The sequence below is a fragment of the Bacillus sp. BSL6 genome (assembly GCF_052928345.1).
The window spans coordinates 531,257-551,151 of sequence record NZ_JAVGCW010000003.1; the positions used below are offsets into that span (position 1 = coordinate 531,257).

A 19,895-nucleotide genomic window follows, 5' to 3' on the forward strand; every position below is an offset into this window, starting at 1 on the left:
AACATAAAGAAACAAAGGAGAGAAGGGGTTTTATGCAGGAGGCTAGAATGAATATGTATTGTTAAGAATATGGAGGGAAGAAAATATGACGATCAAAGTAAGAGCAGTAGAAATACAAGATGCCAGAGCGATTCACCGTATATGCATACAAGATGACGTTTTACCTTATATGGTTTTCTTACCTAGCATGCGTGTAGATGCGATGGAAAATAGAATTCGAAATTTAGCGTCAAATCAATTTGAATTTGTTGCAGAGTATGATGGGGAAGTTGTTGGATTTGTTGGGTTAACCCAAAGTCCAGGACGTAGATCTCATTCGGGTGATTTGTTTATCGGGGTAGATAGTGAATATCATAATAAAGGCATTGGAAAAGCTCTTCTTACAAAAATACTTGATTTGGCTGATAATTGGTTAATGTTAGAGCGAGTGGAACTTGGTGTTTTAGAAACGAATCCTAAAGCGAAAACTCTATATGAAAAATTCGGATTTATAGAAGAGGGAGTAAAGGTAGGAAATTTGAAAGCTCACGGAAAGTTTATTAATGAAATTATGATGAGTCGTTTTAGACCTGATGGTTTAATTGTACATAATGGATAGTGAAAGCATGACAGTATAATGTCATGCTTTTTTATTAGAATTTGGTTGTAATAAAAATAATGCAAGACCAATAAAAATAACTGTAATGCCTAGTCCTTGTTGTAAAGAAATAGTCTCATTTAATATAAAGTACGCTAGTATACAAGTCCCAATTGTTTCTCCTAAAATGCTCATGGAGATTACAGTAGCACTCATCCATTTTAATAACCAATTAAAAATCGTTTGCCCTAAAATCGTAGCAATAAATGCTAAGCCAATAAAGCACAGCCAAGTTTGTGTAGAGTAGTGGATGAAAGATTCGTTTTGCATGTAAGAGAATACACCAAGAAAACAGGCACTACTCCCATAACTAATTATCGAATACGGTATAAGTGACAAATCTTTACGAACATATTGGCTAATGAAAAAGTATGCGGTAATAATTCCTGCCGCAATAAATGCTAAAATATCTCCGTATAAGGCTTCCCCGCTAATTTGGAAATCTTGCCAGCCAATGATGATACTTCCTGAAATAGCAATGAGACAACCGATAATCGCGCCTCTCGTAAACCTTTCCTTGAATAAAAAATAACCACCAATCATTGAGAATAAAGGTTGTAACGTTACGATAACAGTAGAGCTTGCTACAGAAGTATATTGTAACGATTCAAACCATAGTACATAATGTGCAGCTAAAAATAGCCCAGAAATGAATCCGAATCCCCATTGTCTTCTTGTTATTGTTTTTAGTTCGTTTCGATTGTTTCGATTAAAAAGTAATAATGGCAACAGAATTAATGCAGCGAAAAATAATCGATAAAAAGCAATGATAGTTGCAGGAGCATCTGCCAATTTTACAAAAATCGCTGAAGTTGATAAGGCGAATACACCGAAAAATAAGATGCAATATGAAAGAATAGGTGATTTCAAAGTTTGTCCCTCCGATAGATTGTCTATTATAATTAACTAAATACGATAAAATGTACAAAGGTAAGTATATAAGTCTCGGAGACGATAGAAAAGGATTATTTGCCTTTGTTTAGTAAGTCAACACAAAAGCGATGAAATATATATTATGATGGACGAAGGAAGGATTTACTATGATACATGATAGGCTTGGACAAACTGTATTAAGTTATCGTAAGAAAAATAAGATGACAATTCGCGAATTTGCGGATTATGCAGGAATTAGTACTTCATTAATTAGTCAAATTGAACGAGGACATGCGAATCCCTCGTTAAGTGTATTGGAATTAATAGCGAAAGCGTTAAATGTACCGCTATTTACACTATTTATTAATGAGATTGATACAGATTCACTCATTTCTAAGAAGAAAGATAGAAAGAAAGTATATCGAGAAAATAACGATCACATCGTATACGATGTATTAACACCTGATTTTATGAAAGCGCGTATTGAAATGTTAATGATGGACCTAAATAAACAAGCAAATACAACGGAAAATCACTATTCACATGAAGATAAAGAAGAAATTGCTGTTGTTATGAAAGGAGAAGTTTATGTGGAGTTAGAAGGCAAAGAGTACTTCTTAGAAGAAGGAGATGTTGTACGTATCCCGCCAAATGTGAAACATCGTTTTTTGAATAAAAGTGACGAATCCAATCATATTTTATTTGTATTGACGCCATCTTTAGGATGAGTATAAAGTGATTTTTTTACGGGGGATAGAAAGATGGAAAATAAAAGTGTTTTAAAAGGTGGCTTGTCAATTGATTGGGATTTTGGACATGTCTTTAAATTCTCATATAGTTACTTTGATTATATTAAGAGGGCTCCAAAATATAAAGATATAACTTTAGAGAAATTCCGATTTGTTATGAATACGTAATGAAGCCTAATGGTCTGTATTAAGGTACAAAAATATAAATTTATTTGTTGTTAGTATATTATTTTAAAATATGTAAGATTTTACATGAGTATTTTACTTTTACTAATTATGTAAATAGGCTATACTAAAATACATACATTTTAGTATTGGAGAGAGAAGTAAAACGACATGGAATTAGTGAAATTGGAAAAAGTAATTGAAATAAAGAAAGAAGAACTTTTATATTTAGTATCAGATTACGGAATTCAACATGAAAAAGTATTGGCATTAAGTCAAGAAATAGACAAACTGATTAATTACTTTATGTTTTTAAAATAGGAAGAACTATGACATGATGTGAAAATGTTATAGTTCTTTTTTATTTGGAAATTCAGATGTATATTCTATATACTAATAATAGATGGAATATTCTGTTTTAGAGGAGGCGGATACATGATATTACATACGTACATTTCAGGAGAAGGGGAACCAATCGTACTTTTACATTCTGGTGGTATGACAGGTTTAGTAGAATATGAAGAGCAGGTAGCATTTTTTCGAGAACAAAATTATCAAGTCATTCGCCCTGATTTAAGAGGGCATGGAAAATCAGGGGGGACATTGGAGAATTATTTCCTACGTTCTGCAAAGGATTTATATGATACGTTAGAGCATCTACAAATTGATAGATGTCATATAGCTGGTGTTTCACTAGGAGGATTAGTCGCTTTATTATTTGCAAAAAAGTATCCAGAGAAAGTGAGAACATTAACTTTTTCAGGTATATTTCCAGTTAAGAGGGATAATTGGGAAGAGTCTCTGGAGTATGAAGCGAAGTGTCATCAGCAATTGATGAAAAATGAAGAAGTTATAACGTATATGAATCAAATTCATGAAAAAAGTGATTGGAAAGCATTGCTTGAATCGTGGCAAGTTAAAGATTGGTATCCTTTCGATGAAACTGGTGATGTAGCGAATCTTCAAATACCTACACTCTGTATTGTTGGGGGAGATTCAGAAGATGAAGTTACAGCTGCTACAACGTTCAAACAATTAAACGGAAATATTCATATTGCCGTTATTCCGTTTGCCGATCATTTAGTACATAATGATCAACCGAAAATTTATTCGGATATATTGTCTAATTTCTTACAGAATGCGCAAGTTGCTAGTCGAATATAAGGACTTTTGGGTATAATAATAAAGGAATTATTAATTGTATCGGTTAGGAGCGCAATACATATGAAAACAGTTGTTGTTATCGGTGGAGGTATAACGGGACTTTCTACTATGTTTTATTTAGAAAAATTAAAAAAGGATTATAATATAGATTTAAATTTAATCCTTGTAGAAAAAGAAGAGTACTTAGGTGGGAAAATCCATAGTGTAGAAGAAAAGGATTTTATTATGGAATCCGGAGCAGATTCTATCGTTGCTCGTAATGAACATGTCATGCCGCTTATAAAGGATTTAAATTTAGAAGAAGAAATGGTGTATAACGAAACGGGTATTTCTTACATATATTCTGATAATACTTTACATCCAATTCCTTCTGATACTATATTTGGGATACCGATGAGTGTCCAGTCGTTGTTTAGCAGTACGCTAGTATCAACGAAAGGGAAAATTGTTGCTTTAAAAGATTTCATAACGAAAAATAAAGAGTTTACGAAGGATACTTCTCTTGCTGTATTTTTAGAAAGCTTTTTAGGGAAAGAGTTAGTAGAAAGACAAATTGCTCCGGTGCTTTCAGGTGTATATTCTGGTAAATTGAATGAGCTTACTATGGCGTCTACACTACCGTATTTACTGGATTATAAAAATAAATATGGAAGTATTATTAAAGGTTTTGAAGAGAATAAAAAGCAGTTTCAATCAGCAGGAAATAAAAAGTTCGTATCATTTAAAGGTGGATTATCTACGATTATTGATCGTTTAGAAGAAGTGCTGACTGAGACGGTTGTTAAGAAGGGTGTTGTAACGACAGCTGTAAGTAAACAAGGTAATCGCTATGAAGTCTCCTTTGCAAATCAAGAATCAATCCAAGCTGATTATGTTGTTTTAGCAACTCCGCATGATATCGCAGAAACTTTATTACAGTCTAATGAGTTAAACGAGCAGTTTCATACATTTAAAAATTCATCACTTATAAGTATTTACTTAGGATTTGACATACTAGATGAACAATTACCAGCGGACGGCACAGGATTTATCGTAACAGAAAACAGTGATTTACATTGTGATGCTTGTACATGGACAAGCCGGAAGTGGAAACATACATCTGGAAACCAAAAGCTATTAGTGAGAATGTTTTATAAGAGTACTAATCCGGTATATGAAACGATTAAAAATTATAATGAAGAAGAACTAGTACGAGTCGCTTTATATGATATTGAAAAGAGTCTCGGAATTAAAGGTGAACCAGAAGTAGTTGAAGTGACAAAATGGAAAGATTTAATGCCGAAATATCATTTAGAACATAATCAAGCAGTTCAAACATTACAAGAAAAAATGACGGATCTATATCCTAATGTATACTTAGCAGGTGCCTCATATTACGGTGTCGGTATTGGTGCGTGTATTGGAAATGGAAAGAACATTGCAAATGAAATCATTGCAACATTAAATGAACCGACAAATTAATATAGCATACATATATAAATAAAATGTCCCTCCGTTATGCTGGAGGGACATTTTATTTATTTCACTTGAATTGAGATCTTTTTATTCGTTGTATGATTCTCAGTAATCATTAATGTTATGTTACCGGATTCTTTAAATGAATATGATGAGAGTTGGTAAAGCTCTTTTATACCATGTTTCTCTTTTAATTTATTGGCAGGAAGTAATGTTATGTTCGGTTTCCATGTTTCCTGTTTACCTGAAGGATAGTTTACTATTATTTCTGGATTATTTAATTGCATTGGTTTCCAAGAGGCAAAATGTAGCTTAACTTCTGTATCTTTTTTTAGTAATTCTTCTGAGAAATATCCAAGCTCTCCAACGTTACCGAAAACAGTAAAGTTTTGATTTTGTAATGTGATATCTAGATGTTTAGGTTGATATGTTGCTGCGTGATAGATTCCATATGAAAGAGAAAGAGTAGCGGCGATAAAAATGCTGATTAAAAATGTTTTAAAGCTATTGCCTTTAAAACTAGTCATCATGAATGAGTTTGGAGTGAACTTTTTTGCGAATAAAAATATGAGTAATATGAGTAAGAGGGATAAACCGATGAATATATACATAGAAAATATCACCTCCATAACAAAATTTATTTTAACTATATTTTACCATAAATGTATGGGGTAGGGTGTTGTTTTAGAAGGGAAAAGTGAGTATGGAATAAAGAGATGATCAGTGTACTATGATCATCTCTTTATTTTTCGCATCATGTAAATGCAAGAAGGGTTACTCTTAGTTCGTATTGAATTAAGAGGGTAGGCTACTCTTGAAATATTTGATTAATGGGACATTGAGGACTTTCCTAATTATAAATATGTTTTCTGCTATAATGAATAAGTAGAAAGAAAGGAGTGATCCTATGGCATTTCCTATATTAGAAACAGAACGTTTGCGTTTAGTTGAAATAGAACAATCTTATTGTCAAAAAATATATGAAATCTTTTCATTGGATGAGGTAACGTGTTATTACGGTATGAATTCTTTTACAGAGTTTGGACAAGCTTCACGTATGATTGAATCTTTTTCAAAAAATTACTTTGAGAAAAAGGCAATACGATGGGGGATTGTATTAAAAGAAACAAATACTTTAATAGGTACAATTGGATTAAATAATTTACAATTATGGAGTAAACGATCTGAAATTGGATATGACTTACATCCTCGTTATTGGGGGAATGGTTATGCGTCAGAAGCAGCCAGGGAAATTATTCGTTATGGATTTCAAGATTTAGGCTTATTTAGAATTGGTGCTATTACATACCCTGAAAATGTTACTTCTTGTAAAATGTTATGTAAAATAGGTTTTCATAAAGAAGGATTATTACGTGGATATATTCATCAAGGAAATAAGCAACATGATGCATTATTGTATTCTATAGTTCGAACGGATGTTGAAGATTTAAATTTATAATAAAAAACCCCTCTTAAATAAGAGGGGTTAAGTAAAAATTAACCTAACTTAGGTAATAAACGTTCTCCGCTTTTCATGCTACTTTTACATAAAGGGCATTTAGGCTCTTCTTCAAATGAAAAGTTCTTTCTCATCCATCCTAAACAATCCTCTGCTTCACATTCCCAAACAGGGGTTTGTTCTGGTGGTACTTCTGCTACATCGTTCTTTCGATTGCGATACATGTAACCACTCCTTTTATGTAAAAAAATTTAGTTATATATTAAAAAGGTTGTTAACCGTGCTGGTAACAACCTTTTTATTGTTTGAATTATAGCTTTACAACGTTTTTAGCTTGAGGTCCACGGTTACCGTCTTCAACTTCGAAGCTAACTTCTTGACCTTCGTCAAGAGATTTGAAGCCGTCGCCAGTGATAGCTGAGAAGTGAACGAATACGTCGTTGCCACCTTCAACTTCGATGAAACCGAAACCTTTTTCGCTGTTAAACCATTTTACTTTACCTGTTAATGTCATGGTAATGCCTCCTAAAAATTAAAAAGATTACAATATGTTCGGCCTTATTTGAATGAAAAATAAAATTTCACATATTATCAAAAACCCATAAGGAATATAAAATGTTCCTGATTGATACTTGATAATATGCAAAGAAAATATACTGTTAAATTGACCTTAATTACTATCTTACAACAAATGGTGGGAAATAGCAAGTGCTGGTAATACCAGTCTGAAATAGGATGGTAAAAGACACAAAAACATCTCTTTTATTTATATATTATTCCTAATTTTGGTTTATGCAAAATCATGTAAAAAATGGAGTGAAATATTATTAATAGGTCACTTGTGGTAAAATATGGTTGTTAACTGGTGGGAATTAAATATTAATAAAGGAAAAGGAGGAAAGAGAGTGAAAAATAATTCATTTAAAATAATTGAAGCAGCAAAAACAGGGAGAAAAAAAGTCCATCCAATCTTTGCCGTAATATTAGCCATTATATTTTTGACTTTAGGTGAACTATTTATGTTGTTTATGTTATTTTTACCGAAAGTTGAAACAACATTCATGAAAGGGATTTATGATAATATTAGAATGTTGTTAACATTTGGAGGAGCTATACTCATTTTATTTATATGGATTCGTTTTGTAGAAAAAAGGCCATTTTCATCCATTGGTTTTTGGAAAGAGAAATGGATGAGAAAGTATTTAAAAGGTGCGTTAATAGGGTTTGTATTTATTTCAATACCAGTTATTTTGCTGTTACTAATGGGAAGTGTAAAATTACAAGTACAACATATTACCTCAACAGTAATAGTAGGTATATTAGGATCCTTAGTTGCATTTTTAATACAAGGGGCAACTGAAGAAATTATTGTGCGAGGTTGGTTATTTCCGGTTCTTTCTATTAGAGGTCGTATATGGGTTGGAATAATTGTTACTTCTTTTTTATTTGGATTTCTTCATCTCCTTAATCCGGGAATTACAATATTATCTATATCGAATATAATATTAGTTGGAGTATACGCAGCTTTATACGTATTAAAAGAAGATGGTCTATGGGGAATATGTGCATGGCACTCAATTTGGAATTGGGCGCAATATAATGTATATGGTTTCGCCGTTAGTGGTACAAATGTGTATTCCACTCCGATTTTTAAGTCTATAACAAATGGACCAGAAATATTGCATGGAGGCAAATTTGGTATTGAAGGCAGTATCATTACAACAATAATGCTCTCCATCGCTTCAATTGTTTTATGGAAACAGTTATGGGGGAGAAAAGCGAAACAAAGAGATTTTAGTTAATGAAAGAGGGAGAAACTATGGGGATTATAGCGTTCGAGGGAGCAAGTGCGGTTGGTAAGAGCACAACGTGTCGTGAGTTAGAAAAGAATTATGGTGCTTATATTATACCTGAAGTGAATTTATTATTTGAAAGACCAAAAAATGAACATAGAACATGGTATTTTGAAAAACAAGTAGAGCGCTGGAAAATAGCAATGCAGAAGTCAGAGCAATATAAATTAATAATACTTGATGGAGACATTTATCAGCCGCTTAGTTATAATTGGTGTTTCCATTTTGAAATATTTGATCAGCCATTATCTTTAATAGAAAACTTTTATAAAGAAAAGCTGATACATAGGGAAATTGGTTTTCCTGATCAATATTTTTATTTATATACGAATGATGAAGAACTTAGAAAACGGAAAGAATCTGACGAGACAAAAAGAAGAAGAAACTTTGAAAAGCATTTACATATATCAAAAGCGTTTCAACGTTATTATGAAAATTTAAATACCGTTACAGACGGGTACTGTAAATTAATTGAGGCAAAAAGTGTAAAAACGAATGAACTAGAAATTGTAAATAACTTAAACAGTTTACATGTGTGTGAAGAGAGTCGTTTTGATGTTTCGAGATTAGATGCGATTACGAAGTGGTTAAAAGAAAATCGCGCATAAAAAGAACGAGTACCTTATAAGGTACTCGTTCTTTTTATGCATATTGAATATGTAAGTTCGTTTCATAAATTGTTTTTAAAATTTGTAAGTTTGCTTGTTCATTTTTATGAATAGCATTTTTATATTTAGGTAAGAAAAGTTGAGAAGGATAAACTGGGAGTTCACCGGAAATATCAATACCATAAATAGATTTATTCATAATTAGAGAATGAATAAATTGTAAAAGTCTAGATAATTTCATGTGCCCTTGATCCCAATTGGTAATAGTAACTTTTGGATCTAAAACATCTTTATCAATGCTTACATATATTGTTTCTGTATGAATATGTGAAAGTATTGTATGTATGGATACTTCATGTGATATATCAATTGGAAAAATTTCTACGTATGGACAATCATTAGAATGAATTGTAAGAGAAGAAGGCCCAATAATGATTACCTTCTTTAAATTATCATTATTTCGAAGAGAAAATGATACCCAAGATCCACAGGAAATAAGAGTCTGTTCATTCGCTCCCTGTAAGTTCATATCAGTATGATGATCAAATAGTATAAGGGTAAAAGGCTTGTTTATTTCTTCTAATAATAAATGAGATACATAATGATAATTTCCAGAACCTATAAAAGTAATTCCTTTATTCTTTCTACGATTTAATGCTCTTTTTATATGCATTAAAGAAGTGTTTTCGCAATATAGATTTGCGTGTTCTAAATGAGTAAAATCAATATCTTCATGTGAATAAGAATGTAGTTTATTTTGTAATAAATACGTATCATCAAAGTTTAAAAAAGTTAAACCGTTATGCAATAAACTCATATTTATTCATCTCCTTTATAGATAGGCTAGCACATATTTTTATAAAATTAAAATGAAATGCTTAGAGGTGAAGTTGCATTTGAAAAAGACGGTGTTTTTTGACAGAATAATCTTTCAATTTATAAAAGAAAGAAATATAATATAAGGAAATACATATGTGGTTTAGGGAATAGAAAATATGAAATGAGATATGCGGGAGGAAACAAGCAAGATGAAAACATTCTTTAAAATAATTGGAATTATAGCTGGCATGGCGGTAATCGGAGTAGGTTTAACATATGGTATGCTGTATTATTTAAATAATAGTAAACCAGCTGCGAAAAAGGCATCACCAGCTGCTCCGGCAGCAGAAGTGCTGGCTGATAGTAATGTAAAAGCTGAAGATGCAAAGGTTTTAGAAAATGGCAATCATTCATTACCAAATAGCAGCTTTAATAAAAATTTTAAATGGACAGATGAGAAAATACAGACAGCGTTACATGAAATGGCACATCAAAAAACGAAAGCTGATCAAAAGTGGGGCTATATTTTTATTACACAAGAACGTATTGAAAGTTTACTTGATATTGTAAAGAGCAATGATCTAGTACAAGGAAAAACATATGCAGATATTTTAGAAAGATGGAAACAAGGGAAATATGAAAAAATGGACGCGGATCACAACAAGATTTGGAAATTACAAAGTGGAAATTTAGGCGAAGGAAAAGGTGTAATGTCAGAAGCCGAACAAAAAGAGTTAATTAATCAACTGTTTATGCAAAAAAGTACATATTCAGGCAGTAAATTAATTGCAGGTGGGGGACAGACTAATAAATAAGAGATATGTTGAAACACCTTTGTTGTCATTATTACAAAGGTGTTTTTTATTGACACAAGAAATAAATGGGAATATGATTCATATATGAAATAAATTAGAGGGGCTTAAATATACATATGAATAACAGAGAGCTTTACGGTAATATCCGTGATGTTTATCATTTACTACAAAAAAATCTAGATAAAGCAATTGAACAGTATGATATAAGTTACGTACAATTTGGAGTGATTCAAGTACTCGCAAAATCTGGGAAAGTATCTATGTCAAAGTTAATTGAAAACATGGGATGCGTTCCAAGTAATATGACAACAATGATTCAACGGATGAAGCGTGATGGTTACGTAATGACAGAGAAGAACCCGAATGACCAACGTGAAACGCTCGTTTATTTAACTAAAAAAGGTGAAGAGACGAAAAAGCAAGTCGATGTGCAATATAGTGATTTTTTAAAAGAGAATTGTGGTTGTTTTACGAAAGAAGAAGAAGGGATTTTAGAGGATTTATTATTAAAGTGGAAGAAGCACTTGAATTAAATATAGTAAAAATGTAACACTCTGTTACATTTTTATTTATATAAATACTTCATATATGAAATAAAATGTAGAGTAGTAAAAATTGAAGAAGAGGTCATAATAAAGAGTTATTTTATATATGAAATAAAGGGGAGTTATATATGGAGTTAAAGTCAATGATACGCATTTTGGCAATTGTAGCTTTTTTTGTTGGATTAGATTCATTATTAGTCGCACCTTTATTACCAGTAATTACAGAAACAATTAGTATTCCTGATGGAAGTGGAGGGTTATTAATTACTATTTATGCACTTTGTTATGGAATAACTGCACCCGTATTTGGAATGATGTCTGATAGAGTTGGAAGGAAACGTATGATTATAATAGGGTTTATTATTTTTTCTATTTCTACATTTTGTACGGGATTAGCGAAGAGTTTTGAAATTCTTTTATTATTTCGCGGTCTAACAGGTTTATCTGGTGCGATGATTATGCCAAGTATCTTTGCATTAGTGGGAGATAAAGTTACATATGAGTCAAGAGGAAAAGCGATGGGAACGATTATGGGAGCAATGGTAGGTTCGACAGTCATTGGAGTACCTATAGGTGCATTTTTATCTGAAGTAGGAAATTGGCAATGGACATTTTATAGTATAGGACTTTTAACTTTATTTCTGACATTACTAATTAATCACATATTAAGAAATGAAAAAGAGAGAGATGATGTGCATGTTTCTTTAACGGAAACGGTGGATGCACCATTGAAAATGACTGTAGTAAATATATCAGTTTTATTTGCATTATTAGCAACTTTTCTATGGACAATTGGATTACACGGCATGTTTTCATACATAGGTGTTTATTATGGGGATAATTTTGGCCTTTCCGTTGGTGAAATAGGTATTGTAATCTTTTTGGCGGGAGTTGGTAGTGTAGCTGGTAATATTTTAGGTGGAAAGTTAGCTGATAAAATAGGAAAGAAGAATGTTATAGTCATTGCGAGTATTGTATCTTCAATTAGTGTAATGTTATTCTCGCTTTCCACAGGAAATCTAGTAATTGCAATTATTGTACATATTATTTGGAGTTTATTTATTGGATTTGGCCAAGCATCATTAACGGCACTAATTTCAGAATTAAAACCAGCTGTGCGAGGGACTGTAATGGCATTAAATAGCTCTGCCATGTATATTGGGATGACTATTGCTTCTGGCATAGCGTCACTTGCCATAAGTAATGGATTTCCGTTTTCTTCTTTAGGAACAATCTGTGCAATTGCTAGTTTACTTGTCCTTCCAATCATATTTGTTCTAGTTAAAGAAAAAACATCACCTAATAAAAAGAAGATGACTATATAAGTAGTAGTAAAGAAAACGTGGGTTGATATTCTTTAAAGGATTTCAACTCATGTTTTCTTTCATATTATTTTATACTTTCATAACCTTTAATAGTGAAAGAAACGACTGTACTACAGGGGAAATCCATCTAGATTTATGATAGATTACATGGCTTTGAATAACTGTTGGAGTTTCAATAGGCTGAAAACAGAGTTGCTCTTTTTGACAACTTTCTTGTACAACGATGTAAGGAAGAATTGAAATTCCTAACTCACACATAACAGATTGTTTAATAACTTCAACGTTGGACGTTTCAAATGTTTTAGCTGGAATATTCCCGCTTTGACGTAAAAAACGATCTACCATTGGTCTATAACCGCAGCTTTGTTCGGTAAAAATAAACTGAGTATCCTTTAATAAATAAAATGGGTTAGAGTGTATACAGTAATGGGGAGGTAAAATCCATCCAAATGTTTCATTACTAAAAGTACGTGTAATAAAATCATTATGTTCTATACTTTCTCCAATTATGAAGACAACGTCTGTTTCTCCTTCACGTAATTTTTGTAATGCTTGTTCGTTTGTGTTTGTTTCAAGTACGATATTTACTTTCGGATTTTTCTGTTTATAAGCGCGTAATAATTGTGGTAAACGGTACACTGCTAATGATTCGTTTGATGTAATACTCAATGTACCTTCTAATTGATCGGTATTTTGAGGGATTTCTTGCGCTTTTTCATAAATTGCAAGTAATTCTAAAGCATAAGGATGAAATTGATGACCTGCTTTTGTAAGAAGTACTTTTTTTCCTAACCGATCGAAAAGAGGAATATGTAAATCGTTCTCTAATGCTTTCATATGCGCTGTAACTGTAGATTGCGCATAACCTAATGCATGAGCAGCTTTAGAAAAACCACCATACTTAACAATCGCACAAAATGTTTTAACGTGTCTCATTTCCATAAACAATCCCTCTTTTATTATCATGATTTGTGAATGATTATATCACGTATTTCAATTTTCCAAATGATTAAATTCCTTATAAAATGAAATTGTAGAAATATTTATTCATTTAACATTGGAGGAGAAAAGATGAGTGAAAAGGGCTATCATGTAGCTGTTGTTGGGGCTACGGGTGCAGTAGGTCAGAAAATTATTGAACTGTTAGAAAAAGAAACAAAGTTTAATATAGCTGAAGTTACGTTACTTTCGTCAAAAAGATCAGCTGGTAAGACAGTACAATTTAAAGGGCGAGAGATCATTATACAAGAAGCAAAAATAAATAGTTTTGAAGGGGTAGATATTGCCTTTTTTAGCGCTGGAGGAGAAGTTTCTAGACAATTTGTAAATCAAGCTGTCTCTAGCAGTGCCATCGTCATTGACAACACAAGCGAATACCGAATGGCACATGATGTACCGCTCGTTGTTCCGGAAGTGAATGCGCACACTTTAAAGGAACATAAAGGGATAATAGCAGTTCCGAATTGTTCAGCATTACAGATGGTAACAGCTCTTCAGCCAATACGAAAAGTATTCGGATTAGAACGAATTATCGTTTCCACTTATCAGGCTGTATCGGGTTCTGGTATTCATGCGATTCAAGAATTAAAAGAACAGGCTAAGTCAATACTTGCAGGTGAAGAAGTGGAGAGTACTATATTACCAGCGAAAAAAGATAAAAAACATTATCCAATTGCATTTAATGTACTTCCTCAAGTAGATATATTCACGGATAATGATTTCACCTTTGAAGAAGTAAAGATGATACAAGAAACGAAGAAAATTTTAGAAGACCCAAACTTGAAAATGGCAGCTACTTGTGTGCGTGTTCCGGTCATATCAGGTCACTCAGAATCGGTTTATATAGAGCTTGAAAAAGAAGCAACTGTTGCAGAAATTAAAGAAGTATTGTTTGATGCACCAGGTGTTATTTTGCAGGATAACCCTAGTGAACAGCTGTATCCAATGCCATTATACGCAGAAGGGAAAATAGATACATTTGTCGGTAGAATTAGAAAAGATCCTGATACACCAAACGGATTCCATCTTTGGATCGTTTCCGATAATTTATTAAAAGGTGCGGCGTGGAACTCGGTGCAAATTGCAGAAACGATGGTGGAAGAGGGAATCATTTAGTATGAAGGAAACTAGGGAACTGTTAAAGATTACAGTTTCCTAGTTTTTATTTTATAACTGTTCGCTTTATTCCAGCCGTATTTAATTTGAGAGACAGTAAAAAACATCAAGAATGAATACAGTTTATTTGGTACGATATGGATAAATTCAATAAGGGGGAATTAGATGTATCAAGTAAAGGGTTATTTTTCATCGCTAAAAGGAAGTCATTATGAAATCGGTAAGCAACAAGGGGAATTTGTAAAACAACATCCTTACCTTATTCCGCAATTTATACAGAAAGAAAAGTTAATATCGCATCAGCATTGGACAGAATCTAGGAACATATTACATAATTATTGTCCAGGAATTAATGAAGAGATTGAAGGATTTTGTGAAGTATTAAAAATTCCATCTGAAAATATGATGTATTATTATCAAACACTATTAAAAGCAGGTTGTAGCCATTGTGCTGTTTTACCTAAAAAGACAGATTTAAAGCATACTTATGTATTAAGAAATTATGATTTGTCACCAAAAATAGATGATATGCGTTTTTGTTCAACTCATGTTGAAGGTGCGTATGCACATAGTGGCTTTTCTACTCAATATTTTGGCCGAACGGAAGGGGTTAACGAGCATGGATTAGCTGTTACATTTTCAGCATGTGGTCAACCAGTAGGAAATATTGAAGGTCTACGAAAGCCAGTAGTAAGTGGTTTACAATGTTTTGCAGTAATTCGACTGTTATTGGAGAAATGCAAAAATGTGCAGGAGGCTAAGTCACTAATAGAAGAAATACCAATTGCTAGTAATATGAATCTAATAGTAGCCGACCCTTTAGATGCAGTATGTATTGAAATATTTGATGGATATAAATCAATAATCACAATTGTTGAGAAAAGCCAAGATTTTATCGTATCAACAAACCATGCAATTAGTTTACCTATTCAAAAACTGAATAGTAGAAGATTAGAACAATCTACAAACCGATATCACACATTGTATGAACATTTAAATCGAAATGAACAAGTGAGTATAGAGTCTTTAAAAGGATTAGTACAAAAAGAATATCCTGCCGGGCTGACGGTGCATAATTATGAAGAATGGTTTGGAACTTTACATTCCGTATTGTTTGATTTGCATGAATGCACAATGAATATTTGTTTCGGGTCTCCACTTTTAAATGACTGGTACTCGTTGGAGGTTGGAGAGAGTCTTCCTTTTTCTGAGGTGAATGTGAACTTTGAAAATAAAACTTATACTGATTTTTGGAGAGAAGAGAATAATAAATTGATTCCAAAAGGGTAAATGGGGTAATATGGTAGCACCGAAGGAGGTTATTTATACTGGAGGGATTACCGATGCTAAACATTTTATTAATGATTGTTTTTATCATTTTTTTAGCCGTTTCCATGTATATTGCGTATCAAAAAAGAAAAAAAGCAGAAATAAAAGGATTGAAGAGTGCATTAACTTCAATTTGTTTCTTTTCACTTGCAATTTTTAATTTGTTCGCATATTGGTTTCAGTTCGGTGGTATGTTGACAGTGCTATTTTCAATCGTATTATTGTTAGTTGGGGCTTATTTTACAAAATATATTCCAATTTCCAAAAAGGTACACTGAAACTTATAGTTAATACTTTATTTCATTATGAAAAGAGATTATTCTACTAGGTCGTTATGAAATGACTTCATAGGATAATCTCTTTTGTTCGTTTAATTTTGTAAAGAATGTACGGTTAGTTTCAATTGTTTAATAAATTCTCGAGTTGCAGCACACATATATTTATCTTTTCTATAAATAAGCCCTATTTCTATTGTTGGAGTAGGATTTTCTATTTTAATAGCTTGAATGTTTGTATTTTGTAAAAAGTCTATATACGGTTTTGGTAAAACTGTAATTCCCATGCCTTTTGAAACCATTTGGATTAAAGATTCCATTGTACTAATTTCTAAAATTGGTTTTGGTTTAAAGTTGAATTTTTGACAATGAGATGTAATTAGTTCGGTTAAAAAGAAATTTTTAGGTAAAAGAATTAAAGGGTAGTTCTGTAATTCAGCAATAGATACATGATTATGTTCAGCTAATTGATGACCAGTTGGTACGACTATTATAAGATCACTTTTGTAGAGAGGGATAGAAATAATTTCTTTATCTTGCACCGGTAGAAATGTAATGCCAATATTTAGTTCGTTTTGTAATAATTTTTCACGAATATCTCCTGTGCGAAGTCCTAATACAGAAAGTTCTATATTGGGATATAAATTATTAAAATTTAAAATAGCTGGTGGTAGTAAGTAATTTACGACGGTTAATAATGATCCAATTGTTAAGGAACCTTGTTGTAATCCGTTTAAATCTTGAATAGCAGAACGGGCTTGTTCAACTTCATGAAAAATTGTTTTACTATGTAATAATAAAATCCTCCCAGCTTCGGTTAAAGATATTTTTTTACCAATTCGATCGAAAAGGGGCATTCCTACTTCATGCTCTAATGCACGTATTTGTTGACTTAGTGAAGGCTGTGAAATATTTAATTTCTCAGCTGCTTTTGTGAAATGTAATTCTTTTGAAACAGCTAAAAAGTATTCAAGTTGTCGTAATTCGATTGGAATCACCTCAAGTATAATAATAGGTTATACCTATCATTATTATATAAATAATTGAATTGAACAATGATTTTAGAGGTTTTATAATCATTTTTATATAACAGAGAGGGTTGTAAAAATTAACCGAGAGAAAATACATGTAACACCTTTAAAGGAGGAAATAGAATGGCTAATGAATATCAATTATTATCTTTAAATATAGGATTACCAAAAGAGGTTACATACGGCGGAAAAGTAATTCATACAGGCATAAATAAGAAACAAGTAAAGGAACCGGTATATTTATCTTTTGTAAAATTTAATGGGGATGGACAAGCTGACTTAGTTCATCATGGAGGAGTAGATAAAGCAGTTTGTGTTTATACTGGTGATCACTATCCATATTGGGAAAAAGAGTTGAATCAAGATCTTGTATATGGGGCTTTCGGAGAAAATATAACAGTTAGTGGTATGCGCGAAGAGGATGTTTGTATTGGTGATAAGTTTAAGCTCGGACAGGCAATCGTACAGGTAACACAACCAAGGCAACCTTGTTTTAAATTAGCAAAAAAATATAATATTCCAAAGTTACCACTATATTTTCAAGAAACAGGATATACAGGATTTTATTTTCGTGTATTAAAAGAAGGGTGGGTATCATCAGTCGATACTTTAAAAAGACTACAGTCTGATCCAAAAGGTGTTTCAGTAGCGTTTGCTAACCGTATCATGCACAAGGAAAAGCAAAATATTGAAGGGGTAAAAAGGATATTAGAAGTAAATGCACTTTCAAGTAGTTGGAGAAAGTCTTTTGAAAAGCGTATAAGTGGAGAAGAAATTAATACGAAGGAAAGACTTGAAGGGATAAAAGAATAAAAATCTTTTATTATAAATAGTGTATTTCTATTAGTAAAAGCTAATTAGAAAGCGCTATTTTTATATAATAAACTCATTAATATTCAAAAATCCTAATATTGTTTTATTCGACTTATTTTAGAATAGTCGAAACATAAAATTAATTAGACTTTTTTTTTATATTTTATGATAGTATATTGATTGGTAAGACCTATTACTTTAAGAGCAGGTTCTACAACTATATCTAATTTGATGGAATTAACATATGGAGGGACAACATGGGGAATGTTGAAAGTTTTGAAAAACTTCTTTTAGAAGAACCGAAAAGAGAGCAGTTATTTCCTTTATTTGAAGAAGTGTTTGGGATTCCAAGTCAAACATTGCATGATTTTTCAGAGAGAGGTTATTGGGATGATACATATAAAGCTTTATCATTTTTACAAGAAGATAAAGCGATTGCAAACGTTGCGGTATTCTCGTTACCATTGCTAGTGAATGGTGAAAGAATAAATGCAGCAGGCATTCAATCGGTAATGACACACCCTAATTTTCGAAGACAAGGACTCATGACACAATTAATGAGTAAAATGATAGAAGAAATCGATAAGAAATGTGAATGCACATTATTGTTTACGGAAAAACCTGAACTATATACATCATATGGTTTTAAAGTTGTGCAGGAGTATTTGATGACTATTCCATATGATAAAAAGAATAATAATGATTCCTTACTTAGAGAGCTAGATTATTATATGGAAGAGGATAGAAAATTAATACATGAAACTATAGATAGTAGCCAAAGACTTTCAAATAATTTTTCAACATTAAACTTCCATCCTTCGTTTTATTTGAATATGTATGATTCGGAATGGAATGGAAAATTGTATTATTCAGAGAAGCTAGATGCTCTAATTGTGTATGAAGTAGATAATGAAAAGTTGAAATTATATGGAGTGTTTGCACCAGTAATTCCAGTTTTAGATGAAATATGCGGGGAAATTGCTGAAAGATTTACAGAAATCGAATTTTACTTCTCTCCAGATCAATTAGGGGTTGAGGATGTACAGTTTACAGAATTACAGTCAAGTAAGTATTTAATGGTTCGAAGTAATAGAGAGTTGGATTTGAAAGGTTATAAATTCCCAGTATTAGTAGAATTTTAAATGTGTATATAGATGCTTTATTAGGGAGGAACTATGAAAATATCACATATACCAGAACATATTGAGCAACTTACTATAATGAATGTACCTGAGTATTATAAGCTTAATAACAATCATGCGCTTATTGTCCGCTCGAAAGCCGAAACAGATTTTTGGCTTAAAACACATTATGGATTCGAAGTAATGAATGGTCATGTGTTTTATACAGAGACGACGACAGACTTTCAAGCTGAAGTTCAATTGCGTATGAATCCAAATTCAAAATTCGATCAAGCTGGTCTTTTTGTTATGGTTTCGGAAAAGTGTTGGCTGAAAACTTCATTAGAATATATTCCAGATGGTCCATCTCATTTAGGAGCAGTCGTAACGAATAATGGATATTCCGATTGGTCCACGCAAGACTTTCCGACAGAATTAGCTAACGAGCAACTTCGTTTTCGAATTGTTCGTAAACGTGGTGATTATACAATATATGTGAAGAAGATCCACCAATGGGAACAAATAAGAATCGCTCATTTGATGGAGGATATAGGAAATAAGCCTATTAAAATAGGTTTTTACACGTGTAGTCCGTCTAAAAATAATGGATTTGAGACTGAGTTTTTAGAGTTTACAACTGAAAAAATATAGATGAAAAACCGTATTCTTTTCATTAGGAATGCGGTTTTTATATGTATATAATAAAAAGCACATTTATTGACCGTAAAGTCATTAATGCTTATC

General features: G+C 32.1%; 25 protein-coding genes. 18 read left to right on the plus strand and 7 right to left on the minus strand.

Going from position 1 to position 19,895, the window contains the following annotated elements; all coding sequences use genetic code 11:
- Positions 1 to 85 precede the first annotated feature (85 nt).
- Positions 86 to 598 (plus strand): GNAT family N-acetyltransferase, encoded by a 513-nt coding sequence (locus RCJ96_RS13685; RefSeq protein ID WP_270795087.1) that lies wholly within the window; start codon positions 86 to 88, stop codon positions 596 to 598.
- Positions 599 to 619: 21 nt separating this feature from the next.
- On the opposite strand, the gene RCJ96_RS13690 is transcribed toward RCJ96_RS13685, so the two are convergent.
- Positions 620 to 1,507, minus strand: coding sequence for a DMT family transporter (locus RCJ96_RS13690; protein ID WP_270795086.1), 888 nt, complete (start codon positions 1,505 to 1,507; stop codon positions 620 to 622).
- Between the two features lie 170 nt (positions 1,508 to 1,677).
- Here RCJ96_RS13690 and RCJ96_RS13695 point away from each other — a divergent pair, with 170 nt between their 5' ends.
- The 5 genes from RCJ96_RS13695 to RCJ96_RS13715 all read left to right on the plus strand — a co-directional run bounded on the left by RCJ96_RS13695 (position 1,678) and on the right by RCJ96_RS13715 (position 5,049).
- On the plus strand, positions 1,678 to 2,238 hold the full coding sequence (locus RCJ96_RS13695; protein WP_000581022.1) for a helix-turn-helix domain-containing protein: 561 nt from the start codon (positions 1,678 to 1,680) through the stop codon (positions 2,236 to 2,238).
- 33 nt (positions 2,239 to 2,271) lie between these two features.
- Positions 2,272 to 2,427 carry a hypothetical protein gene (locus tag RCJ96_RS13700; protein WP_270795179.1) on the plus strand — a complete coding sequence of 52 codons (156 nt, stop codon included), beginning with the start codon at positions 2,272 to 2,274 and terminating at the stop codon, positions 2,425 to 2,427.
- A gap of 168 nt (positions 2,428 to 2,595) precedes the next feature.
- On the plus strand, positions 2,596 to 2,745 hold the full coding sequence (locus RCJ96_RS13705; RefSeq protein ID WP_000424361.1) for an aspartyl-phosphate phosphatase Spo0E family protein: 150 nt from the start codon (positions 2,596 to 2,598) through the stop codon (positions 2,743 to 2,745).
- A 114-nt stretch (positions 2,746 to 2,859) separates the two neighbouring features.
- Positions 2,860 to 3,588 carry an alpha/beta fold hydrolase gene (locus tag RCJ96_RS13710; protein ID WP_270795085.1) on the plus strand — a complete coding sequence of 243 codons (729 nt, stop codon included), beginning with the start codon at positions 2,860 to 2,862 and terminating at the stop codon, positions 3,586 to 3,588.
- 60 nt (positions 3,589 to 3,648) lie between these two features.
- On the plus strand, positions 3,649 to 5,049 hold the full coding sequence (locus RCJ96_RS13715) for a protoporphyrinogen oxidase (RefSeq protein ID WP_074610286.1): 1,401 nt from the start codon (positions 3,649 to 3,651) through the stop codon (positions 5,047 to 5,049).
- A gap of 56 nt (positions 5,050 to 5,105) precedes the next feature.
- Here the strand turns inward: RCJ96_RS13715 and RCJ96_RS13720 are convergent, their stop codons facing one another.
- Positions 5,106 to 5,654: a hypothetical protein gene (locus RCJ96_RS13720; protein WP_074610287.1), complete on the minus strand. Its 549-nt coding sequence runs from the start codon at positions 5,652 to 5,654 to the stop codon at positions 5,106 to 5,108.
- 296 nt (positions 5,655 to 5,950) lie between these two features.
- Here RCJ96_RS13720 and RCJ96_RS13725 point away from each other — a divergent pair, with 296 nt between their 5' ends.
- Positions 5,951 to 6,502 carry a GNAT family N-acetyltransferase gene (locus RCJ96_RS13725; protein WP_000885380.1) on the plus strand — a complete coding sequence of 184 codons (552 nt, stop codon included), beginning with the start codon at positions 5,951 to 5,953 and terminating at the stop codon, positions 6,500 to 6,502.
- Between the two features lie 38 nt (positions 6,503 to 6,540).
- Here RCJ96_RS13725 and RCJ96_RS13730 read toward each other — a convergent pair whose 3' ends face one another.
- Positions 6,541 to 6,726 carry a cold-shock protein gene (locus RCJ96_RS13730; protein WP_000286198.1) on the minus strand — a complete coding sequence of 62 codons (186 nt, stop codon included), beginning with the start codon at positions 6,724 to 6,726 and terminating at the stop codon, positions 6,541 to 6,543.
- A gap of 86 nt (positions 6,727 to 6,812) precedes the next feature.
- A complete protein-coding gene (cspD, locus tag RCJ96_RS13735; RefSeq protein WP_000176368.1) occupies positions 6,813 to 7,016 on the minus strand; it encodes a cold-shock protein CspD in 204 nt (67 codons plus the stop codon).
- A gap of 391 nt (positions 7,017 to 7,407) precedes the next feature.
- On the opposite strand from cspD, the gene RCJ96_RS13740 reads away from it, so the two are divergent.
- Positions 7,408 to 8,304, plus strand: a complete 897-nt coding sequence (locus tag RCJ96_RS13740; protein WP_074610289.1) for a CPBP family intramembrane glutamic endopeptidase — start codon at positions 7,408 to 7,410, stop codon at positions 8,302 to 8,304.
- Complete coding sequence (locus RCJ96_RS13745) at positions 8,304 to 8,963, plus strand: AAA family ATPase (RefSeq protein WP_139302902.1); 660 nt, start codon at positions 8,304 to 8,306, stop codon at positions 8,961 to 8,963. Before RCJ96_RS13740 ends, RCJ96_RS13745 begins: the two co-directional genes overlap by 1 nt.
- Before the next feature lie 34 nt (positions 8,964 to 8,997).
- Here the strand turns inward: RCJ96_RS13745 and RCJ96_RS13750 are convergent, their stop codons facing one another.
- On the minus strand, positions 8,998 to 9,780 hold the full coding sequence (locus tag RCJ96_RS13750) for an arginase family protein (protein ID WP_074610290.1): 783 nt from the start codon (positions 9,778 to 9,780) through the stop codon (positions 8,998 to 9,000).
- A gap of 211 nt (positions 9,781 to 9,991) precedes the next feature.
- Between RCJ96_RS13750 and RCJ96_RS13755 the strand changes: the two genes are divergently transcribed.
- The 3 genes from RCJ96_RS13755 to RCJ96_RS13765 all read left to right on the plus strand — a co-directional run bounded on the left by RCJ96_RS13755 (position 9,992) and on the right by RCJ96_RS13765 (position 12,467).
- Complete coding sequence (locus RCJ96_RS13755; RefSeq protein ID WP_446699801.1) at positions 9,992 to 10,597, plus strand: PRK06770 family protein; 606 nt, start codon at positions 9,992 to 9,994, stop codon at positions 10,595 to 10,597.
- Between the two features lie 116 nt (positions 10,598 to 10,713).
- On the plus strand, positions 10,714 to 11,130 hold the full coding sequence (locus tag RCJ96_RS13760; RefSeq protein WP_001065033.1) for a MarR family winged helix-turn-helix transcriptional regulator: 417 nt from the start codon (positions 10,714 to 10,716) through the stop codon (positions 11,128 to 11,130).
- Positions 11,131 to 11,270: 140 nt separating this feature from the next.
- Positions 11,271 to 12,467: an MFS transporter gene (locus tag RCJ96_RS13765; RefSeq protein ID WP_074610293.1), complete on the plus strand. Its 1,197-nt coding sequence runs from the start codon at positions 11,271 to 11,273 to the stop codon at positions 12,465 to 12,467.
- Positions 12,468 to 12,536: 69 nt separating this feature from the next.
- On the opposite strand, the gene RCJ96_RS13770 is transcribed toward RCJ96_RS13765, so the two are convergent.
- Positions 12,537 to 13,409: a LysR family transcriptional regulator gene (locus tag RCJ96_RS13770; RefSeq protein WP_074610295.1), complete on the minus strand. Its 873-nt coding sequence runs from the start codon at positions 13,407 to 13,409 to the stop codon at positions 12,537 to 12,539.
- A gap of 129 nt (positions 13,410 to 13,538) precedes the next feature.
- Between RCJ96_RS13770 and RCJ96_RS13775 the strand changes: the two genes are divergently transcribed.
- The 3 genes from RCJ96_RS13775 to RCJ96_RS13785 all read left to right on the plus strand — a co-directional run bounded on the left by RCJ96_RS13775 (position 13,539) and on the right by RCJ96_RS13785 (position 16,189).
- Positions 13,539 to 14,582, plus strand: coding sequence for an aspartate-semialdehyde dehydrogenase (locus tag RCJ96_RS13775; RefSeq protein ID WP_074610296.1), 1,044 nt, complete (start codon positions 13,539 to 13,541; stop codon positions 14,580 to 14,582).
- A 165-nt stretch (positions 14,583 to 14,747) separates the two neighbouring features.
- Complete coding sequence (locus tag RCJ96_RS13780) at positions 14,748 to 15,872, plus strand: C45 family autoproteolytic acyltransferase/hydolase (protein ID WP_416503810.1); 1,125 nt, start codon at positions 14,748 to 14,750, stop codon at positions 15,870 to 15,872.
- 53 nt (positions 15,873 to 15,925) lie between these two features.
- A complete protein-coding gene (locus tag RCJ96_RS13785; protein ID WP_000932119.1) occupies positions 15,926 to 16,189 on the plus strand; it encodes a hypothetical protein in 264 nt (87 codons plus the stop codon).
- A 92-nt stretch (positions 16,190 to 16,281) separates the two neighbouring features.
- Here the strand turns inward: RCJ96_RS13785 and RCJ96_RS13790 are convergent, their stop codons facing one another.
- Positions 16,282 to 17,184: a LysR family transcriptional regulator gene (locus tag RCJ96_RS13790; protein WP_074610299.1), complete on the minus strand. Its 903-nt coding sequence runs from the start codon at positions 17,182 to 17,184 to the stop codon at positions 16,282 to 16,284.
- 156 nt (positions 17,185 to 17,340) lie between these two features.
- On the opposite strand from RCJ96_RS13790, the gene RCJ96_RS13795 reads away from it, so the two are divergent.
- From RCJ96_RS13795 to RCJ96_RS13805, 3 genes are all read left to right on the plus strand, one after another.
- A complete protein-coding gene (locus RCJ96_RS13795) occupies positions 17,341 to 18,030 on the plus strand; it encodes an MOSC domain-containing protein (protein ID WP_074610300.1) in 690 nt (229 codons plus the stop codon).
- A gap of 257 nt (positions 18,031 to 18,287) precedes the next feature.
- Positions 18,288 to 19,172, plus strand: a complete 885-nt coding sequence (locus tag RCJ96_RS13800) for a GNAT family N-acetyltransferase (protein ID WP_270795075.1) — start codon at positions 18,288 to 18,290, stop codon at positions 19,170 to 19,172.
- A gap of 33 nt (positions 19,173 to 19,205) precedes the next feature.
- Positions 19,206 to 19,802 (plus strand): DUF1349 domain-containing protein, encoded by a 597-nt coding sequence (locus RCJ96_RS13805; RefSeq protein ID WP_416503811.1) that lies wholly within the window; start codon positions 19,206 to 19,208, stop codon positions 19,800 to 19,802.
- Positions 19,803 to 19,895 lie beyond the last annotated feature (93 nt).